The organism is Candidatus Bathyarchaeota archaeon (assembly GCA_026014745.1).
Lineage (GTDB): Archaea > Thermoproteota > Bathyarchaeia > Bathyarchaeales > Bathycorpusculaceae > Bathycorpusculum.
In genome coordinates, this window is the sequence record JAOZHS010000003.1 from 503768 (window position 1) to 523774 (window position 20007).

Consider the following 20007-nt stretch of genomic DNA (forward strand, 5'->3'; position numbering starts at 1 on the left):
AGAAAAAGGGTTGTTGATGTTTATGGACGTTTTCGCATCAACAGTACTGCGAGGATAGCACCGACAACTATGATGGTTATGATAACGCCGATTATGCCTGGAATGATATAGAGGTCAGCAAGTGATTCGGGTTGTGGTGTGGCTGTAGGAGCGGTTGTTTGCGCGTTGCCTATAGTGAAGTAGGTTGTTCCGTATGATCCGCCGTAGCCTTTAGAGCCTTCAAAGGTTGCAATGACTTGGTAAGTACCGGGAACCTCAGGAGTGTATGCAATGCCATAGTTTCCTGCGCTATCGCTGGTTGTGTCGCCTATGTGCTGGTAATTGCCGTTAGGATCGATTGCGTCTAAAGACACTGGAACACCAGTTACGTTGTCAGGTAAAGCTTGGTCCTCGTAGAGGTATTCCATCCAAGCGGACATGCTTTCGTCAGAGACTGCAGGAGTGCCTTCTAGAGTGAAGTCATAGAGGTTGTTTGTTGTGCGTCTGCCAGATTGTGTTTGATCAGTGACAGTGCCAGTAATGGTTATGCTTGAGCCTAAGGCGGGAACGGTTTGTGGTGCTGAAACTGTAGTTGCACTCGTTCCGGGACCGATACAGTAGATTTGGTTGTCAAAGTAGTTAAGACCAACAACTCTGCCATCACCCATCTGCATATACATGCCAGTTAAGTGAGCACCGTTGTCTGCACTCATGCCAAGAAGCGTCCAGATTTCGCTGCCGTCAGTTGCGCTGATGCATCGAATGTTGGGGCCTCTCCACATAGGTTGACCAACAGAGTGCTCGCCAGTGAGCAGATAGATTTTGTCGTCGCAGATTGCAAAGATGTTGAGTGGATAGTTGCCGTAGGGGGATTCGCCGCCGATGTTAGTAGCAGTGTAATTCCAGACTTGTTTGCCAGTAGCCATGTCATAAGCAATGCAAACACCGCCATAACCAGTGGTCAAAAGAGTGTGGTTGTAGTAGTTGGTTTGTGTGCTGTAGTAGTTGTTGTCTGGTTCAGGTTCAGTTTCCCAGAGGGCTTGACCTGTTTTCATGTCAAAAGCCCAGTATTTGAGTTGCTTTGTAGAGTGGAAGAGGACAACGTTATCTTCTGGATAAACGCCGACCATGCTGTATGAGCCGAACATGCCGCTGGTTTCGTTGTTTGCGGTTGGTAGGTAGGGTGCTGAGTAGGTTGTAGTCCAGAGTTGTTTGCCTTCGCTGCCTTGTTCAAGGCTAAGACACCAGAGTTTGGCTTTAACATCGCCTAATTCGTTGTTTTGGCCCATTGTACCAAGGATGACAAACTCATCATCAGTACCAGTGCCACCAACACGAACAGTAAGGATAGAGCCAGTCTGGTTAACGATGCTGCTGAGTGCAATTGGTGTAGGTATAGATACGTTGAATGTGTAGCCTGTGTTGCCGTTTAAGACACGACCGTTCTGGTAAACTGTGCCGCCTGTACCAGATCCTCCGCCTTCAGGACGCCACTGCCAATACAGTGTGCCACTAGTTTCATTGCCAGCAGTCAAACCATCGACAGCAGTGTTATTCCAACAGGTCAAGTAGTAGTTGGGGTTTGCAGTTGTACCATAGTTAACAAGGTTATACCAGAGCATTTCACCAGTTGTACCAACCACGTTAGTGCCACTTTGAGATGCATTAGCAATGTAAGCAACAGTTCGTAATGGTAGTGCATATCCATCTTGCATAGCCAAAACAGTACCGTTACCAGAACCCATAGCAGTACCAAGATTAGTCCACAACATAGAGAATCCGCCATGCTGGTTAGGAGACTCATAATCATAGATCTGACCATAAGAAGGCATCTTAGTATTGTTATAGTAACCGAGCAATTCACCAGAGTATAAGTCAACTACGTTAATGCCAGTAGCTAATGATTGTTGTGTGTATGCATCTGCACGATCAGCATAATAGATTCTGCCGTTTAGGATGATAGCGTTGAATTCTAAGCCTTGATAGTGACCAGTCTGATAGCCAGTTTCACCGAAACGCTCATCCATAATACCGCCAACATAATACTGACGAGTCCAAAGAATGTGACTAGTCTCAGTGCCAGTACCATAAACATACCGAGTAGTAGTACCGCCAGATTGACCAACAGGTTGTAGCCATGCACCAGTGCTGTAGGTTGCTTGTAGCCAGTTACCGCCTAATTGACTCCAAAGACGACTTGCGTCGTTAATTGGACGAGTCCAGTAAGCGGTTGGAAGAGGAGACTCATTCCAAAGGGGTAAAGCTTCCGTTTGAACGGTAAAGGTTACAATAGAGCTTTCATCAGCAGTGTAGTATTGGTTGTAGATGTTGGGGTAACCGTATTGTTTTGGTGTTGAAGCGCCACTAACTAGGGTGGTGTTCTTCCATTGTGCAGGGAAAAGAGCCTGAACAGTGTAAGTACCAACCTGATCGGGTGCAAACATTACGTAACCGCCACCAATAGAGTCCTGTTGATTATTAGGAACATCATAGATGGTAGAGGTTCCATCAGGAGCAGTCACATTAAATTTAACACCGCTCCAAGTAGCACGGTTAAAAGCACCAGAAATTACACCTTCGGTTTCTCCAGTATCAGGGGGCATATCAGCAGTCCAATAGACAAGCAACTGATCTTGACCAACACCAATGAGACTACTAGAGACACTGCAAAAGAGGTAAGTCGTGTGTGAGACAGTATTTGTCGAAATAGCGCCAGTAACCAGAGGTGAAAAAGCCATTACCGCGGAAGCAGAGAGAAGCAAAAGCAAAGTAAGGGCAGCAAATGTTTGGTTTTTTGATAAAATTTTTTCCATTTTATGTACTCCTTTTTGTAGGAGGTACTTTAAGGGTTAGCGCTAAATAGGTTCACGCACGTATCGTGAGTTAAAAAAATGTTAAAAAAATAAAAATTTAATATAAAAACCAATCCGAAATCAGAATAAAAAAATACAAAACGTCAAAACAACATCAAGAAGCGTTAAAAACCCGTAAAATTTTTGCTTTATATATTTTTTATAAGGGAGAAGGCATTTTCTGAGTTCACCTCTCGGGGGCACCAGTGAGGTGGTTGTTTAAGCTGTTTTTGTTGTGCTTTTCGTTTGGCAAGATGATTCATAGCCGCAGACTGGCACAGACTGCAGTCGATAAATGACAAAACCTACCGAATGTGCCATGCAAGAGCCCGACTTCATCGCGCTGTTCAATGCTAAAGCTAATACGCATAAGTCAAAAAGAAAAGGTTAGAGGGGCAAAAACCCCAAGGGACAGTTTGGAACGGCTATTCGGCTTCGGCGGAAGAGTCCACGATGGATTTGATTTCTTTATTTAGCGCGTCGGGTAAACCAAGGATGCTAACGTCCATGAAACCACGGATAATCAAAGACACGGCTTGTTCGCGGCTGAGCCTGCGGGTCATGAGGTAGGTGATTTCTTTTTCGCTGATTTTGCCTACCGCAGCTTCGTGTGTGATTTCGACTCCTTTCTTAGTTGCGATTAGCTCGGGTATGGATTGCATATATGAAATGTCGTCCATGATGAGTCCTTTGCATTCGAGGTGACCTTTGCAGTCGGGGGTGGTGCCTTCGATTAAACCGCGAATAATCATGTTGGAGCCTTCGCGGGTGATGGCGCGGCTAACCATCTCGGCTTTGCTGCCCCTTCCAGTAAGTACCGCTTTGGAGCCTAAGTCGAGTTTGCTGTTTTTTTGACCGTAAACAATGCTGTTAAAAATCGCTCTTGAATCTGTGCCAGTGCAGAAGGCTGCGGGGTACATTTGGATGTCACGGACAGGACGCATACAGACATAGTTGCTCACAAAGGTTGCGTTATCTTCGATTTGGGTGGCGCTTCGGGGACGCACCATAGTGTCTTCGCCCCATTGGTGAATCATAGTGAAGTTAAGCGTGGCGTTCTTCTTGACATAGATTTCTGAAGCGCCAAGATGTGATGAGTCTTTAACGCTGGAGTGCTGGATGCAGCTGGTGATTATGTGGGCTTTAGAGTTCTCTTCGGCGATGATGATGTTGTGCACACGCTGCTCAAGGTTGCGCTGAGAGATGAGCATACAAGACTGCAGGGGGAACGTGATTTCAGCTCCCGCCAAAATCCGCATAAAGTAACCGCCACTAAAGTCCTCAGCGACTTTTTTGGTATACTCGTCTTTGTCTTTGCTGACCAGTTTCCAGAAATAATCTTTTAACCAATCATACTTTTTGAGGGCAACTTTGATATCGAGTAATTCGATTTTACCCTCATATGCTTCGTTGATTTTCGCCGCAATGGTCTCATGGTCTAAGTGTAGGTACGTACCCGAGCGGTTTTTCTCTTGGGTTTCAAGCCCAGCTTTTTGGGCTTCTTCAAGAATTTGGTGGGGTATACGGGTTAAGTCACTTTCGGTACTCATGCATTCCATCCCTCATTGGTTCTTACTCTGCAAGCCACACATTCCTCGTAGCCTAAACGTTTTATATCCTCATAGATACGCAGGGGATCACGGTAACAGTGGAATTGACCCCTAAGAAGTATACAGCCATAAGAGGCTTTAATGTACTCTAATATGTCACCTTTATGGGTGATAATTAAAGCAGAGGCGCCAGATGATTCAACGTATTTCTGAATTTCAATAGCAATCATCCGTAGACTCTCCACATCCACACCCGAATCAGGCTCATCAAGAAGCAAAAGTCTAGGTTTAAGGAAAATCAATTGGAGAATTTCAGAGCGTTTACGTTCCCCGCCACTGAAACCCATATTCACATCACGATTAAGGAAGTTCGTTAACCGGAAAGCCTCAATCTGAGCCATCTCCTCAGCAGAAAACTCATCCGAGGAAGCTTTGCCCAAACAGAGTTTTAAGAGGTCACCCAGTTTCACGCCGGTAATTTCGGGCGGATTTTGGAAGCTCACAATCATGCCCAGTTTTGCTCGCTCATCAACACCCATTTTTGTTATGTCGACACCTTGGAAGATGATTTTTCCCGAGGATACTTCATACCCGGGTAGTCCCATAAGGGTGCTGATTAGGGTGGTTTTGCCGGAGCCGTTGGGTCCAAAAAGGATGTGGCTGGCGCCCTCTTTAAGGTTAAAGCTCAAATCTTTCAAAATGAGTTTGCCTTCAACCTTTACTGATAAATCGATTACTTCAAGCATTGACATTTGTGGTCTCTTAGAACTTGTTTATTGACTCACATAAGCTTTTTTGAAAATGTCAAAAGTAGGAAGCTAAGGAGCCCTCAGCAGATTTTGAGTACAACCACCTATTTTTTAAGACGCTTATCAACCAAACGGACAGGAGGCATCTTTTCCAAAATAGCCGGTTTAATGCAGACAGGAGACACAGTGTAGCTAAGAGAAGTCTTATGCGAAGACCCAAGCATCAACCACAACCTGCTCAAATCCTCCAACCCCAACGCATCCAAAGTTATTCTAAGGTCCCCTCCATCCGCCCCCAAATCACCCTGCAAATCTGCACCCCGAAACACAGGCTTCCCAGAAAACAACTGCAGCACCTTGCCCAAAACAAGCTGGTCATCCTCGCTTTTTTGTGTAAGGGGCGTAATTAGGTATTGGAGATTTAGGTAAAGAAGGGTCCGAGGGGACTGGGGGGTTTGCGGTTGGTTCCGCAGGCTAAGATTTTCAGTGACACGGTAGAGGTACACGGAGAGGTGGGGGTCTTTAGATTGGATGTCTCGTGGCGGGAATGCACTGATTTGTTTGGAGCTTCGGAATAGGAGCTTTAGAACGGGGTCGGCATGTATGCTTTGCCATAATGCTTCGATTAAGGTTGCAGTGGCGCTTTGTATGTTAGTGTGGCTGCTCACGAGGTTCCCTGCTAAGTTACTTTACTCGCCGCATTGATTCGAAAACTATCTCCAGAGTTTCGATGGCAATTTCGTTTCCTTTAGCGTTTAGGTCGGGACCTTTGTATTTGCAGGGCCATGCATTGGTGAACTCCCATCGGGCGACTTCGATGAATTCTTCGTCTAGCAAGACCACTACCATGTTTCGACGTGCAGAAGCCAGCTTTGTTTGCTCTACCAATTTGCGCCAATTATAGAGCTCCATAGACGCTGTTAGACCCCACTTCAAAATCAGATTGCTGTTCTTGATTAAACCGGATTGTTTTCGGACGGCAGCTAAGGAATCCGTGCCCTCGCGGAATTCAATTACTTCACTTTCGGATTCAGGGAAAATTACTTCGGAAAAACCTGCCTGTGCTATGCCGTCGATTTCTACTCTGAAACGGCAGTTGCTAAAGGGGTCTTTTCGTTGATTGCTGATTTCTTTTTTTGTAGACATACAAATCTTTTCCTGAAATAAGCTAACAAGTAGACGATAGGATATCTGCTGTTGAGCATATTAAATTTTTTTGAAAACAAAAGAAAAAGAGAGTTTGGGAAATCAATTTTGGGGCTGCTTTTTGCGCCTGTAAACCAAACCACCCACAACCAAAACAAGAACTATACCAACGATTATGGCTGCCACGTAGGTTAGGGTATCTTGGGGTATTGTTGGTTGATTGTTTACAACTGCAGATGGTTCGGGGGCTTGTTGGTTGGGGTTTGTATCACTGGTAGGGGAAGGGGTCGGAAGGGGGGGAGTGGCGGTAGGTTGTGCGGTTTGCGTGGGGGCAGGGTTGGTTGGTTTTGGCGTCACGGAAGTTGTGGAAGGGGGACTGTCGAAACTGCTCGTACCGGGAATGTTGCTTAATGGTTGGTTGGGTTCGGGGTTAGACACTGTGATGGTGCTCATTGTCATGGTTGTTATCATGGCTACCCAAGCGGCTCCGTTATATCCCGGGAGCACCAGTCGGAGGGATTCTGTTAGGGCTTCTTGGTCAAGTTTGAGGGCTATGATGACTTGGGGCTGCATTGCTAAACTGACGGGTATGTTAACGACGTATCCGTCGCTGGCGACAAACCCTAACGAGACCACATCGGATGAGGCGTTGGTCAGGCTAAGGAGGTAGCTCAGTTGAACGCCGCTCCAGTCTCCGGAGGCTAATACGCGACCGTAGCATAGCAGGTCGGAGTGTACGGTTGTTTGGGGCATATCCGTTAGTTGTCCGATAGTGTAGGTGTAGGTTGTGCCTTCGAGGTTAGTGATGTGTATGGTACTTGAGGATTGGGCTTGTGCGGGGGGTGTTGGGGTTATTGATATGATTAGGGCTATGATTGTTGTGATTAAGGCGGTTTGAATGAGGCGTTTTTTTGTTTTGGTCATTCATTCAACCAAAAATATATGACACGCGTCATACTTTTAAATGTGCCCCAACAAAAAACAAAAAACCAACATAAAAACATCCAACAACACAACGCTAAATCAAATAATCCTCAAGATACCGCACAACCAACCCATACGCCTCCGCACCATCAGGCCCAACCCTAACATCATGCTCAAACCTAATCAAAGCCACCCCCTCATACTCCCCAACCGCCTCATTATTAATAATCCTAAAAACACACCTAACCACCACCCCATCCTGAACCTGAAAAGTCAACAAAGGAAACCTAACACCAGGCAAATACAAATCATACTTACCCCCAACCCGCGCCTCAATCATAAAATCCTTAGTTACCTCCAACTGCAAAAGACTTTGCAACAAAGACTCACTATACGGCGGCAAACCAGATTCTGCCTCAACTGCCTCTTCAGAGGTGACGGCAGCGATTTTTTGTTGGAGGGATTCTTTGTCCCAGAGTTCAAGCTCACCTTTTTGGGCTTCTTCAGTTGCTTGGGAAGTAAAGTAGCCTGTGGTTATCACCATTGCTGTTTGGCAAGCATGATTGCGCATAGCCTCCTTAGCCATAAAAACCGCCACTTCAGATACGCGGTAGTTTTGTGGGCAACGCAGAGCCTGAACTGCGATGCGTTTATCATTTTTCGTAACCACCAAATTGATTCCTATAGCCGTTTGTTCCTGTTCAGGCTGGATTTCGTAGCCTAACTCCGTAAGTTGCCATTTTATAAAACGCGCAAACTCCCGTGCTGAGAGAGAGCCCACGGCGTAAATTGTAGCTACAGGTGCATCGTCGGGTTTAGCAACCCGTTCAAAGAGGCTTCGTGGATTCCCCGCTTCCGACTCGGGGAGGTTGGGGGGGTATTTTTTTTCTATCCGAGCCGCCAGCGCCTCTGCTTTGTAACGTGGAAGTCCCAGTTGGTCCTCAACAGCATCGGCTACTTCGAGGCGCGACGGTTGTTTTAGAATCTCTTTAAGCAGACCATCAAACTTTAGGCGCTGCACTATGCGTCCCCCGTTTTGTTAAAGCAGTCCGCACACAAAATTTTCCCCGACGATTTAGAGAGCTTGCCCTCGTCAACTCCGATGGTTGCTTGGCAGTTGCTGCATTTGGTTGTGTGTGCGGGGCAGAGTTGACGTTTGAATTCTTGGGTGTAAGTCAAATTTGATTTGGAAAAGATTTTGCCGCATATGTCACAGAGCCCATAATGTTGGATACATACGCTTGAATTGTCATGGCTGCACTTGAACTCCAAAAGGCGGCTGTGGCGTTTTCCACAGACAGAACAGACAAACCCGCCGTTGGATTCAACGTATTCGTTTAGTGTGTCATCGAGGGTTAGGGCTGCTTTTTTGGAGTAGATTTTTGCTGTATCTACGGATTGGCGGATGCAGTTGCCGCAGACGTAGAGTTCGTCTTGGGTGGCGTATCCCTCATGGAAGGGTTTACGGCATATGGGGCAGGTGACTTCGGGTTGTGTAATGCCTAAAACAAACGTGGCGTGAGTGGACGAGTGGTTGTCGAGTTCGAGTTCGAAGCTGACTTTGGAGGTGTTGATTATGAGGAGGTTGGCGAACTTCACGGCTATGGTGGTTATGAAGGATTCTTCTTCACGTTTGAGCAGCGCCTGATAGTTAGCTTGCCACTGTGGATAGTCAAATTCGTGCTTTCGGGCAATAACTTGCTCACGACGTTCCCTTCTTAGCCGTCTGTCAAAGCTTTTGAGTTTAGCCCGCTGCTCCTTGCGAAGAGGCAAATCAAAAAGAGCCAACTTTTGCTTAAGCAGTTCGCCGAGTTTTTTGTCTGCAACCTTCTTTAATGTTTCAAACTCTTCGGGCTTGATTTTCAACCGCGAATCACGGACTTCAATTTCAGGGTTCCTCAAAATTGAGGCTTCCTCAAACTCGCAATCATCAATTAAGTTGCCTTTGGTGTCCACAAGGATTGGGATGGCCTCTTCGTTTTTTGGTCTTAGGCGATTCTGGAAGGTTATCGAGTAGTAAAATAGGAAGTATTTTGCGGGCTCCTTTTTTGTTGCTGTTGCTGAATGGATTTTGGCGTTGTTTATCTGGTGATAGCAGGGTTGGGGCTTAATGCAGACACTGACAGGCGCGTCGCCTCCGGTAACGGTGGCACAGTCTTCGCACTCGAAGGCTGAATCTTTAAAGTATGTTCTTAGCACTGCTTCGAGGCTGTCTTTGGGTTCAAGATTTACTTGGCAGAGTACGCCGTTTTCTTGGCATTCGGAAAGGATGTGCTGAAAAACGGGGCTCCCCAGCGATAAGAGAACTTGTTTTTTATCTTTAGCTACCGCGGGGTCATAGGTGTATTCTGTTGCTTTTGCTTGGTTGGGGTATTTTATGGTGAACGTTTCGTCTGAGTCTTCAGTTAACTCGCCCTTCTGGGAGTCTACAAATGAGCGGATAAACTGGTGAATTTTTGTGCCAGAATATTTTCTGCTCAGCCCAAAACCCCCTGCGAGAATTTCTCCGCCAACTCCTGGTTCTTACGCGAAACGTCAAGGTCGCTGGCTAATTTTTCAAGTTCTTTTTGTATATCCAGCCGAGAAGTGCTCCGAAGCAAAACTTCCATGATGGTTTTCTGGATGTCCTGTGACCCTTCCTTTAGCTCCGCCAAAACCGTCTCCATTTTTCCGACAGTCATGGTGAACAGGTCGATTTTTTGGTAGAGAATATGCAGCACATAGTCGTCTATGGTGTCTTTGATTGTCAGGTTGAAGACTGTTACGTCGCGGTCCTGTTTGAATCTGTGGATTCGACCGATACGTTGTTCAATCTTCATGGGGTTCCAATGCAAATCGTAATTAAACATGATACAGCAGTTTTGCAGGTTTAACCCTTCCGCGCCAGCATCAGTCGAAATAAGGTACCTTGTTTGGCCGCTTTTGAAGTTCTCAATAACTTTGTCGCGTTCGTTTTGGTTCATGTCGCCTAAGAAGACGTCGGCTTTGCCGAATTCTTGATTTAGAACCTCTTTGAGTTTTCGCGCGGTAATTTTTCGTAAACAGAATATCAGGGCTTGCTCGTTTGGGATTTCACTCAGCACCTGTTTTAGCAGGGTGATTTTTGAGCTCTGGACTTTTTTTGCCAGTTCAATTAATTCGTTGGTGACTTTGATTTCTTTGGGGAATCGTTTCTGCCGATGAATCAAGGATTCAATCGATGCCTCAGGTGAACTTGAAAATGACTGCTGCAACGTAACGGCTTGAAACACCAAAATCGCGTTGCTCTGTGACGCGCTTAGCTTACGGGTGGGGTTCTCTTCTATGAGAGTCTCGATTGTTTTGAAGCGGTTTTGGCTCATGTCACGGAGGTAGTCGGTGGCTTTTTCGATAAATTGCTGTTCGCTCTCGTTTGCTTCTAGCGTGCGAGAATCCACGCAACGCTTTGTGAAGGGGATACCTGTTTGTTCTCTGCGGGTGCGGCACATGACCTCTCGAAGAATCTGCCGCAAATGAACCGCTTCTTCAGGTCTTACTACGCGGCTTTTAGCATCCTCAGCGAACCTTGCCACAAAAACGCCCTCGCTGTCAAGCATGCCGGGTTGGATGAGGTCTACGATGCTGTAGAGGTCAGTTAGTTTGTTGCAAAGAGGCGTGGCGGTGAGGAGCAGCATATGGTTTTTTCTTAGGTTTGCAAGGGAAGCTCGGCCTTTACTATGGCTGTTTCTAAAGGCGTGCGCTTCATCCACAACAACTAAATCCCATGGACGAGCCGCGATTATATCGAATTTTCTTTGCATCAAATTATGTGAACAGATAAGTTTGTCAGCGGTTTTTAGGCTCCTCACGGAGTTGTTGGCAACTGAGAAGACTTCGCCGAATTTCTCCGCCATCTCCGTTTTCCATTGCGTAAGGAGACTTTTGGGGGAAACAATCAAAACCGAGTTTATTTCTTCTCGAAGCAGCAGTTCCTTCATTATGAGTCCTGCCTCAATAGTCTTGCCCAAGCCAACCTCGTCGGCGAGTATCGCGTTGGCGTTCATTTCGTTGACCACTTGGAGGGCAAGTTGCATCTGGAAATTGTAGGGAATAAGTTTGGTTCTAATCGAGTCTAGCGAGATTAAGCGGTCGATTTTTCCTGACTGCTTAATGTTTAGGGCTTCCAAATTAAGCTTGAACGCTTCAAAGGAGCTGAAAGATTTGGCTTCTAGCCGCCGCTTTATATTGTAGGGGTCTGAGAAGCTTATGCCGTATCGGTGCTTAGTGTCGCTTTGCGGTGTTTGTTCGTTGAGCTCAAAATATTGGATGATCTCCGCGGGTGGGGTGGATTTGCGGGTGCTGGTTTTTCTTTTTTTATTTGCGGGGGGCGCCTCAGCTTGGGCGTTAAGGGTTATTTTTGCGGATGATTCACTCTCTTGAAGGCTGGTACATTCTCTGCAATCGTTACTCTTAGCATTTGAAGCCTCTGAACAGGGGAGTGGGCATCCAGAGTAGTCGGTGTTGGTGTTAACAGTCAAGAGAATCGCCATCTACTCAACCCCTGAGTATAAAAAGATAAATGAACAAAAACCAGAAAAGCTGCAAAAAACCCAGCCACTCGCCAGACCAACAGGCTAATCAGGACCCTCAGAGGCACCCTCTTCCCTCATTATTTGTGGGTAGATGATCAATTTTGTCTTTGTGTGGGTGTGGCGGTTTACGGTATGCCACAAGATGGTTGTTGGTTTGGGTTGTTTTTTGGGTTTGCTTTGCGTTTTGGGGTCTGTTTAGGTGTGGGATTACTGGATTTTACCACACGTTCAACATAGTTCTATGTTGAAGCCGACGCCATGTGAGTGTGGGAGCATGTATAGACTGTTTTTTTCTCCACAAGCCCCCCACCGCACAACACCTAAAATAACCAGCACAGAAACAAAAAAATTAAGACCACTGATATAGGGTGAACACCTATGAGTTCAAAAAAATATGCAGTCATCGTAACTTAGCTTGCGGAGCAATCCTTGTTTGATATAATGATTACCACCAGTGCACATTTACTACAAAGTCCGCGATTAATGCTTGCGGGGCACTAAGACGTTTCTTCGGACTACGCCGCTAAACACGGAAAACACCAGCAACCCCGCCAAAATCAGCACTTTGAAAACTGAAAAATCCAGCGCCAAAGACACCGAAACCACAACAATCGGCACCACCGACAACCACAGATACACCACAGGAAACAGCTTGAGCGCTTTTCGATTGAGGTTTTGGGTTCCCCGCTTAGCGAAGAACACATCGAAGAGTTTGCCCATGCCTATGGTGCAGGTTTCACATAGAAAACAGGATAAACATCCCTTCTTACCGAGCTTATAGTAAACCAGAAACGCAGCTACAACCAAGTAGCCTATTGCGGCGAAAATGTTGAAGAATGCGAAAGCGGCGGTTCCAAGCAGTCCCCATGCTATGACTGTTAAGTTGCCAAAGACTATTTGGCTTGTTGTGTAACGGACTTTTTCGGGTTTATTGGATATCATGGCTTTCCCTTTTCTTTTATGATTTGTTTTGCGACGCGCAGCGCTATCGCCGATGTGGTGAGTATCGTGGGCATTCCTTGCGAGCGCGGCATTAGCGAGAGGTCTGCTACCCAAAGGTCTTCAGGGAGCCCATCGGGATGCATCGACTCGACGTCTGCGGCTGTTAATGGCACTGTTCCGCCTATGTGCCCGCCATGAACCATGCCGTCCACAAAGGGGCCAGAGACGCCTGAGGCTTTCATTATTGCTATAGCTTTGTGTTTGGCTTCTTCTAAACGTTGCTTATCCAGCGGAGTGAGGGATTTTTTGACGACTCCATCAGCATCTACTGAGCCTTGCTCGACATCGGCGAGTTTAATCATCATGCCCACGCGGTTCTCGGCTGAAATGTCTCGCCAAGGCTTATGGAACCAGTAAGATAACAAGTCAAAGTAGGGGGAGAGTATGTAGTTGTCTTGTTTGGCGTACCACACCATCGGGGGCTCACAAAGCATCCGAGCATCCTTGCAAACGCCGCCCACCGTCAGTAGCACATCGATCCATAACTTGTCCGCAACGGGCAGACCCGAAGCCCTCAGAATCTGCGCGGTACCGATGCCGCCTGCCGCAAGCACCACCACATCCGCATCCAACCGCTCAACCGACGAGCCCCGACCAACCAAAACACCCTTAGCAGCGCCGTTCTCGACCACGACTTTTTGGACCCGACAATTCGTCTGCAAACGAATGCCTTTACCAAGAAGATCCTCGTAGGCTTTGCGGCTGTCCCATTTGGCGCCTGTAGTACAGCCTAATTCGCAGTAACCGCAGCCTACACAACGGGTCTGGTCGCAGGCGTGGGGCGTTGGCTGGGGGTTGAAACCGAGTTTTTGGGCTTCATCAAACATTTTTCGGCTCAGGGGACGCCACCGTTCCCTCGGGTAGGGACAGATGGGGAGTTGTTGTTCAAGTTCTTCGTATTCGGCTGTGAGGTCTAAGCCGATTTCCTTTAAGCCGTGCTCCGCGCGTACCATGCAGCCGCAGGCAATTGAGGTGCAGCCGCCTTCGGTGACGCCGACAAAAATCGCTAAGTCATCACTAGAACGCAGAGTCCGATAATGGGGAAAAACCCGTTTTATAGCATTAATGTCGTTTAAAAGCCAAGAACCGTGAAGACCGCTGAACCAAGATATTTTGTGACTCAAAGGACTGAAGGGTTTGCCTGCTTCGAGTAAGTCAACTTCGAAACCGTTCTGCGCCAGTTTACGTGCTGCAGTTGCGCCGCCCGCTCCTGAACCCACCACAATAGCCTTCATCTTGGGGTCTCCTCGACGTTTATTTCCGCGTGGCATGAGTTGCAGCCGCCAGTTAACATCTCTTTAAAGTGCATCGTTACTGTGGGGACTAAGCCGTTCACGACGCCTTCGTCAGCCGCGCTTAGAACTTGACAAGTTAATTCCGAATACACCGCTGCCAACGCGCATCGATTCACCGTAACAACCGCGTGGTATTTACTGACCCAGTGGGCATGAAATTCTATGCCTAACACGCGGTACATTATGTTGGCGGCTTTGACTAGGTCATTGGCGTTTTTTACTCCTAATCTGCGGCGGGTTTCTGCCCCCAACTCTTGACCAACCTTAAAGAGGGTTTTGCGACCCAACAGGATGGCTTGGTCTTTGCCGATTGCCCCCGCGAGCTTCTGCACCAGTTCCTTATGGCGCTTCGCCATCGCATTTCTCCGTTCAGGGAGGTTTCCAACCATAGGGGGCTCTGCCGCTTCGACGGAGAGGGGTGTGTTGTTTTTTATGAGCTCTTTTAATGCAATCGTGGTTTTGGAGTCCATTCTGGCTAATTCGCGATTAATCACCCAGTTAGGCGTCCACCAGTCCAGCAGAGTTAATCTCAAACCCATCGTATCACTCCGCCTTTTCTGCCCCGCCATAATGGGCGTCACCTTCAGGAGCTAACCCGCCATAAAGCGCGTCAATAACTTTTGATTGCCGCTCAATCAGCGTGTTGCGTTTTAGTTTTAGGTTCGGCGTTAACTCGCCGCCTTCTATGCTTAAATTGTATTTGAGCAGCGCCCAGCGTTTAATCTTCTCAGGATTAGATAAGCCCTTATTCATTTCTTCAATGTCGGCATCAATTTGGGTTTGGGTTTCGGGCGTCCATTTCTCTTTGGGCACCCACATCAATGCGCCACAGTAAGGTTTCGACTCGCCCACAAGCAGCACCTCAGACACGCCAGAAATCTCCCGTAGCAACCCCTCAATTTTGCCTGAGTAGATGCATTTTCCGTAGGCGGTTTTTATGACTTCTTTTTTGCGTCCAAAAATAACAAGGCTCCCCTCCTCGGTGATTTTTCCGATGTCGCCAGTCATTAGCCAGCCATCTCGGATTGGATGCGCATGGTGTCCCTCAAAGTATCCAACTGTAACCTGCGGGCCATGTACCATGATTTCGCCGTCCTCTGCAACCCGTATTTCAGTTTGGGGCATAGGTTCACCAACGGTTCCAATTCGGTTTCGGCCCAGTCTATTCATTGTGACGAGGGGCGCTTCGGTTAAGCCGTAGGCGTTGTGGATTTCTACGCCGAGCTGCCGGAAGTTCATTAGCATTCGCTCCTCGGAATTGGCGGATCCCACGATGAGTTGGGCGCATCTGTTTAGCCCTGCGCGTTTTAGAATAATTCCCTTCAGCAACCGTGCCAACAAACGCTTGAGTGCACCCTGCTTTTGATGCAGATAGAAGCCGCCGATTCGGTTTTTGGTCATGGCTTCCCAAATCTTCTCGTAGAGCCGGGGGACACCAAAGAAGATGGTGGGTCTAGCTTTGGGGAGGGTTTCTTGAAGTTTTCGGAAGTCTTCTAAAAAGTAAAGGTCCACAGCGGAAGGAAAATAGTAGGGTGAGTACGTGGCTAGTATACCTTCTACGACATGCCCCATGGGTAGAAATGAGAGGTAAGTGCCTTTGCGGTTGCGGGCAACCCAAGGAGCAATAGCCACGATGGATTCAGCCATGTAGAGGAGATTTTCGTGTTTAAAGATAGCCCCTTTGGGCTTCCCTGTTGTGCCAGATGAATACCGCAGAGTCGCGGCGTCTCCAAAATCTATTGGCGCGGTGTAATCCGATAAACTGCTGGTGGCTTTGGAGAGGAAATCAGCCCACGAAAACAGGTTTTTGCGATTTGAAGCAGCGGTGGTTCGGGTGAAGTATACTATGGGTATGTCTGTTTTGAGTTCGTCAACGCGGTTTAGGAGCCCAGGTATGCCGATGAAGAGGAGTTTAGCTCCGCTGGCTTCTAAGATTTGGTCGACATCAGGGGGCGGGGAGGTATAGTATAGGGGCACACTTACCGCGCCAACGATGCCGATGGCTATGTCTATTGCTAGGTACTTGGTGCAGTTGAGTCCCGTTAAGGCAACGCGGTCCCCTTTACCGATGCCCATAGCTTTTAGCGCGGCGGCGGCAGCCAAAACCTCCTTGCGTACCTCTTGAGCCGAAACATGCAACAATTTTCCCTCCACGACATCGTAGAAGGTGATAGGGTAGCTTTGGCTTTCCAGACGGAACATGACTTGCTCATGCACGGTGCGGTCGGACCTATGGAAGAAATTGTAGTAGGTAGCGTATTCGAGGAGGTGGGGCAGCATTTTACGCCAATCCATCGCGTAATGCCCAAGCAAAGCGTCAATGTTGGTTCTTTGGAATTGTTTGTTTTCACTAAAGTAGGGTGCCAGCGATGTTAGGGCGTCAAAAACGCGGGGGTTGCCCATTTTTAGGCTGCGTTGAAGTTTTATGAAGCGTCGCAGATTGGAGGCGGACATGCTGAGGTAGATGGGTTTTGGCAGGTTGACGTTTAGGTTGGTTTTTGCCCATGCTTGCACGGCGTCTATGAGTTCTTCGATGGTGGGTAGGGTTTCTTGGGGCGCCACCAGATGGAAGGTTTTGCCCTCCGCCCCTGAATTAAACGTGAGTTGCGCGATGGCTTTTCCGACGTAGTCTACGGGAACAACGTTGACTTTGAGCGTACGCTTCACAGGCATCAAACGCATTCTGCCCGTCAAATAGAGCCTAAGCGGAAAATAGAACGTATTAAAGGTCTTTATGGCGCCCGTTTCGGAGTCGCCCACAATCATGGAGGGACGAAAAACCGATACAGCGAACTCTTTTTGGGCAGCTTGGACTAAGAGTTCGCCTTCGTATTTGCTGCGTTCGTAATTGGTGAAAAATCCGTATTCGTCGGTTAAGGCGTCTTCGCAGACAAGTCCCGTTCGACCTCCCGCGACGTAGGCGGTTGAAACATGAGAGAAGCGTTCAAAGCAGTGATGTTTGTTTGCGGTTTTGGCGAATTCCAGTAGGTTTCGGGTTCCTTCAACATTGGTTTTTCGCAATGTTTCTAGGGGTAGAAAACGCCAGTCCGCTGCTGTATGGATAATATGGGTTACCCTTTGGGTGAGTTCGGCGTATTTTTTGTCGGTTAAGCCGAGGTTGGGTTGGCTTATTTCGCCGCAGACCACCTCAACCCGCCGCTGGTCTATCGCCGAAATGAGTTCGGGCCAGTCCCACCAGTTTCGCCGCAACCGCAACAACGCAGTGTGAGAAGATTTGTCTCTAACCAACGCCAAAACAGTAATTTCCTCATCTGCGAGGAGGTAGCGGGCTATCTGGGTTCCTAAAAAGCCAGTGGCTCCCGTTAAAAGCACCGTTTTCATGCTAACCACTCCGGATGGCGCTCTTTAAGGAAGGAGCTGAAGAGTTGGGTGTTTCTTTTTTCGCGTTCCACGTATTGCAGATAACCAACGCGCAGTTTAGCTTTTATGGAGTCATATTCGGAGAAAAGGGCGGCTACATTTTCGCTTAGGAGCTTGTATCGGTTGGGGTCTTCGTGGTCTACGAATAACTCGTCGATTCCTAAGTCACCGTAGAAGTCTTTTATGCGAAGGTCATGCCCGATGGCGGTTTGGGGAACCTGACTGGGCAAAGAGAGCACGCCTGCGTGATACCGAGAGGTTATCAGCATATCGAGACTTCGAAGGATACTGGTCATCTGCGAAGCATTATACTCTATGGAGGTGAAGATTTTGGTTTTGTCAGCGTGCTTCATCCGCTTCTGGATTTTTCTACCAAACGCTGTATCCAAGCCCTCCATGCTTAAAAGCGCCACATAGGTGCCGTAGCGCTCTATCATTTCGTCAGCTTGAACCGCCAACACATCCGCCAGCAACTCGCTTTTTTGTTGGCTCTCCGTTGTGTGCATGTAATAGTAGGGCCATCGGTAAAGGAACTTTTTGGATGCCCATGGACGAACCACAACAGGCCACTTATAGATGTCCTCGGCGGCTATCCCCACAACGTAGGAGGCTTCAGGCCAAACCCGACTAAGCAAACCTTCGTCGCGCGGGTCAGGGTTAAAGGCAAAGGCGTTATCCGCGGTGACTTCTATGGGAGCTGTGACCTTCCAACTTTTGAGGCGTTCTGCAGCCTTTTGGGTGCGGGCTAAGATGAGGTCGGTTTTGCTGGCTTCCCGACGTATTAGCCAACGGTTAAAGCGTGAGGCATCTCCTGCGTCGACTGAGTAAGCAACGCAGGGTTTTTTCATGGAATGGGCATATCGGGTGGCTGAAAGATAAGACCATAACAAGGCAGAGGCCCATGTGTCCATGTAGCAGCTGCCCTCGACCAGCAGGATTAAATCGTTTTGTTTGACAAAGTTTCGGAGTTCCACAAACACAAATGCAGGGTGGACGGGTCTGATTTTTAGGGTTGATGTTTCGGTGAGGTAGCGACGTAGATTGGCTTGATTAAGTGAAGGCACCGTGATGACGGCGTCTGGGCCTACAATGCTGCGGATTTCCTTGATTACGGCGAGGAGTTTTGCTTCCGCTCCTGTATTGTTTGCCCCATTGTAGCCCACTAGCAGAATTTTTGGTGCCAACCCCTTAGCAACCCCTGCGTTTTACGAGTCTAAATTCCCTGAACTGTTTAGCTCATTTAATATAGCTTCAGCATTTGAATTCATCTAATAGTATTTATGAAGTACTCTATATTGCGTTTAATTCCCCCTGAAAATCACGCGGCAAACAAACTATGCTTCAATCAAGCGTCGGAGCAAACGTACCAAAACAACCGCGGCCACAGTAACGAAGACAAAAACAGCAATCGTACCCCAAAGTGAAACCTCTGGAACAGTCGGCGAGGGAGTTGGCGATTCCGTGGGAATTGATGAATCCCCAGAGGGGTCCGATATTACTGAAACGATTGTTTTCTCCGAATATGTTATATACACTTCATCTTGGTCGTCATCATAACACATTCCCTGCGGTGGACCATCCAGCGGCACGGTAGCAATTACCGTATTATCGCTGTCGGAGATGACCGATAGCGTACTTGAGCCGTAGTTCGCAACAAACACTCGACCATTAATCGCGTCATAGGCTAAAGCGATGGGGTTGCTGCCTACATCAATTGTGCCAATAATTTGGTGGGTGGCATCCGAGATTATTGTAACTTGACTGCCGTTGTGGTTAGCAACGTAAATCGCGGCTTTGGCTGAATCATAAAGCACAGCTATAGGCTGCTTTTCTACAGGTATTATCTCGGTTACGGTGTTGGTGCTGTCAGAGATGACGTAGACCGCGTCGGTATTAACGTGACCAACAAATATCTCACCCGTCTCGGAATCATACGCTAAAGAGCAGGGCTGGTTTCCAACAGGTATAGTTGCAATCACCGTGTTGTCGCTGTCTAAAATCACTGAGACCGAGTTAGAGTCGTAGTTGGCAACAAAAATTTCTCCCAACATAAAATCATAAGCCAACGCGGAGGGGCGACTACCTACAGTCATTTTGGCAACTACAGTGTTGTTGCTGTCTGCCAGCACGGTAACTGAGTCATCGCCATGATTAGCCACATACAGCATTCCGCGCCCCCAATCGTAAACGATGCCGTAGGGTCGAGAAGCCATCTGCAAGTTAGAAACTACCGTGTGGGTCTGGTCGGATATTACCGAGATTAAGTCAAAATCAACGTTAGTTAGATAGATGGCATCCTTGGCGGAGTCGTAGGCTACTCCGTACCAGCCGCCGTAAGTGTCCATCGCTATCGTATGCGTTATAGCATAGTCCTCGGCAGCTGCAACCGAGAAGCAGCAAACTAAGAAAAAGACTAAAACAATCCCGAAAACCTGCATAAGCCGATTCTTCGCCATACGTCATCAATCAAACATACCTTCAAGCGGGTAAATAATTTACTCAAATACACTTATCAGCGCGGATTACTTGCAGACAAAAAGGGCGATAGAAGTCTTTTAATCAAACTTGACATAGCTACA

Annotated in this window: 15 protein-coding genes; all 15 read right to left on the minus strand. The window is 47.7% G+C overall.

The window, feature by feature from the left end:
• Positions 1-20 precede the first annotated feature (20 nt).
• Positions 21-2792, minus strand: coding sequence for a PQQ-like beta-propeller repeat protein (locus tag NWE92_13800; protein ID MCW4030704.1), 2772 nt, complete (start codon positions 2790-2792; stop codon positions 21-23).
• A 464-nt stretch (positions 2793-3256) separates the two neighbouring features.
• Entirely contained in the window at positions 3257-4381 is a 1125-nt protein-coding gene (locus tag NWE92_13805) for a SufD family Fe-S cluster assembly protein (protein ID MCW4030705.1), read from the minus strand.
• The gene (sufC, locus tag NWE92_13810; protein MCW4030706.1) at positions 4378-5133 is read right to left on the minus strand and encodes a Fe-S cluster assembly ATPase SufC; all 756 of its coding nucleotides are present in this window, start codon (positions 5131-5133) and stop codon (positions 4378-4380) included. Before sufC ends, NWE92_13805 begins: the two co-directional genes overlap by 4 nt.
• 101 nt (positions 5134-5234) lie before the next feature.
• Entirely contained in the window at positions 5235-5798 is a 564-nt protein-coding gene (locus NWE92_13815; protein MCW4030707.1) for a DUF4255 domain-containing protein, read from the minus strand.
• Between the two features lie 16 nt (positions 5799-5814).
• The gene (locus tag NWE92_13820; GenBank protein MCW4030708.1) at positions 5815-6276 is read right to left on the minus strand and encodes a phage tail protein; all 462 of its coding nucleotides are present in this window, start codon (positions 6274-6276) and stop codon (positions 5815-5817) included.
• A 102-nt stretch (positions 6277-6378) separates the two neighbouring features.
• Positions 6379-7200, minus strand: coding sequence for a molybdopterin-dependent oxidoreductase (locus tag NWE92_13825; GenBank protein ID MCW4030709.1), 822 nt, complete (start codon positions 7198-7200; stop codon positions 6379-6381).
• Between the two features lie 94 nt (positions 7201-7294).
• Positions 7295-8221, minus strand: coding sequence for a restriction endonuclease (locus NWE92_13830; GenBank protein ID MCW4030710.1), 927 nt, complete (start codon positions 8219-8221; stop codon positions 7295-7297).
• Positions 8221-9399, minus strand: a complete 1179-nt coding sequence (locus NWE92_13835) for a hypothetical protein (protein ID MCW4030711.1) — start codon at positions 9397-9399, stop codon at positions 8221-8223. The genes NWE92_13830 and NWE92_13835 overlap by 1 nt, the downstream gene beginning before the upstream one ends.
• A 278-nt stretch (positions 9400-9677) precedes the next feature.
• Positions 9678-11708, minus strand: a complete 2031-nt coding sequence (locus NWE92_13840) for a DEAD/DEAH box helicase (GenBank protein ID MCW4030712.1) — start codon at positions 11706-11708, stop codon at positions 9678-9680.
• 522 nt (positions 11709-12230) lie between these two features.
• Positions 12231-12692 (minus strand): hypothetical protein, encoded by a 462-nt coding sequence (locus NWE92_13845; protein ID MCW4030713.1) that lies wholly within the window; start codon positions 12690-12692, stop codon positions 12231-12233.
• The gene (locus tag NWE92_13850) at positions 12689-14023 is read right to left on the minus strand and encodes an FAD-dependent oxidoreductase (GenBank protein ID MCW4030714.1); all 1335 of its coding nucleotides are present in this window, start codon (positions 14021-14023) and stop codon (positions 12689-12691) included. Before NWE92_13850 ends, NWE92_13845 begins: the two co-directional genes overlap by 4 nt.
• The gene (locus tag NWE92_13855; GenBank protein MCW4030715.1) at positions 13984-14616 is read right to left on the minus strand and encodes a hypothetical protein; all 633 of its coding nucleotides are present in this window, start codon (positions 14614-14616) and stop codon (positions 13984-13986) included. The genes NWE92_13850 and NWE92_13855 overlap by 40 nt, the downstream gene beginning before the upstream one ends.
• Entirely contained in the window at positions 14591-17389 is a 2799-nt protein-coding gene (locus tag NWE92_13860; protein MCW4030716.1) for an AMP-binding protein, read from the minus strand. The genes NWE92_13855 and NWE92_13860 overlap by 26 nt, the downstream gene beginning before the upstream one ends.
• A complete protein-coding gene (locus NWE92_13865; protein ID MCW4030717.1) occupies positions 17386-18612 on the minus strand; it encodes a polysaccharide pyruvyl transferase family protein in 1227 nt (408 codons plus the stop codon). The genes NWE92_13860 and NWE92_13865 overlap by 4 nt, the downstream gene beginning before the upstream one ends.
• Before the next feature lie 150 nt (positions 18613-18762).
• Positions 18763-19884, minus strand: a complete 1122-nt coding sequence (locus NWE92_13870) for a YncE family protein (GenBank protein ID MCW4030718.1) — start codon at positions 19882-19884, stop codon at positions 18763-18765.
• Positions 19885-20007 lie beyond the last annotated feature (123 nt).

What these genes read in the sequence shown, in the direction of transcription:
- NWE92_13800 (MCW4030704.1), bottom strand. Translation starts at nt 2,792, where the DNA reads ATGGAAAAAATTTTATCAAAAAACCAAACATTTGCTGCCCTTACTTTG.
- NWE92_13805 (MCW4030705.1), bottom strand. Translation starts at nt 4,381, where the DNA reads ATGAGTACCGAAAGTGACTTAACCCGTATACCCCACCAAATTCTTGAA.
- sufC (MCW4030706.1), bottom strand. Translation starts at nt 5,133, where the DNA reads ATGTCAATGCTTGAAGTAATCGATTTATCAGTAAAGGTTGAAGGCAAA.
- NWE92_13820 (MCW4030708.1), bottom strand. Translation starts at nt 6,276, where the DNA reads ATGTCTACAAAAAAAGAAATCAGCAATCAACGAAAAGACCCCTTTAGC.
- NWE92_13825 (MCW4030709.1), bottom strand. Translation starts at nt 7,200, where the DNA reads ATGACCAAAACAAAAAAACGCCTCATTCAAACCGCCTTAATCACAACA.
- NWE92_13840 (MCW4030712.1), bottom strand. Translation starts at nt 11,708, where the DNA reads ATGGCGATTCTCTTGACTGTTAACACCAACACCGACTACTCTGGATGC.
- NWE92_13845 (MCW4030713.1), bottom strand. Translation starts at nt 12,692, where the DNA reads ATGATATCCAATAAACCCGAAAAAGTCCGTTACACAACAAGCCAAATA.
- NWE92_13850 (MCW4030714.1), bottom strand. Translation starts at nt 14,023, where the DNA reads ATGCCACGCGGAAATAAACGTCGAGGAGACCCCAAGATGAAGGCTATT.
- NWE92_13855 (MCW4030715.1), bottom strand. Translation starts at nt 14,616, where the DNA reads ATGGCGGGGCAGAAAAGGCGGAGTGATACGATGGGTTTGAGATTAACT.
- NWE92_13860 (MCW4030716.1), bottom strand. Translation starts at nt 17,389, where the DNA reads ATGAAAACGGTGCTTTTAACGGGAGCCACTGGCTTTTTAGGAACCCAG.
- NWE92_13870 (MCW4030718.1), bottom strand. Translation starts at nt 19,884, where the DNA reads ATGGCGAAGAATCGGCTTATGCAGGTTTTCGGGATTGTTTTAGTCTTT.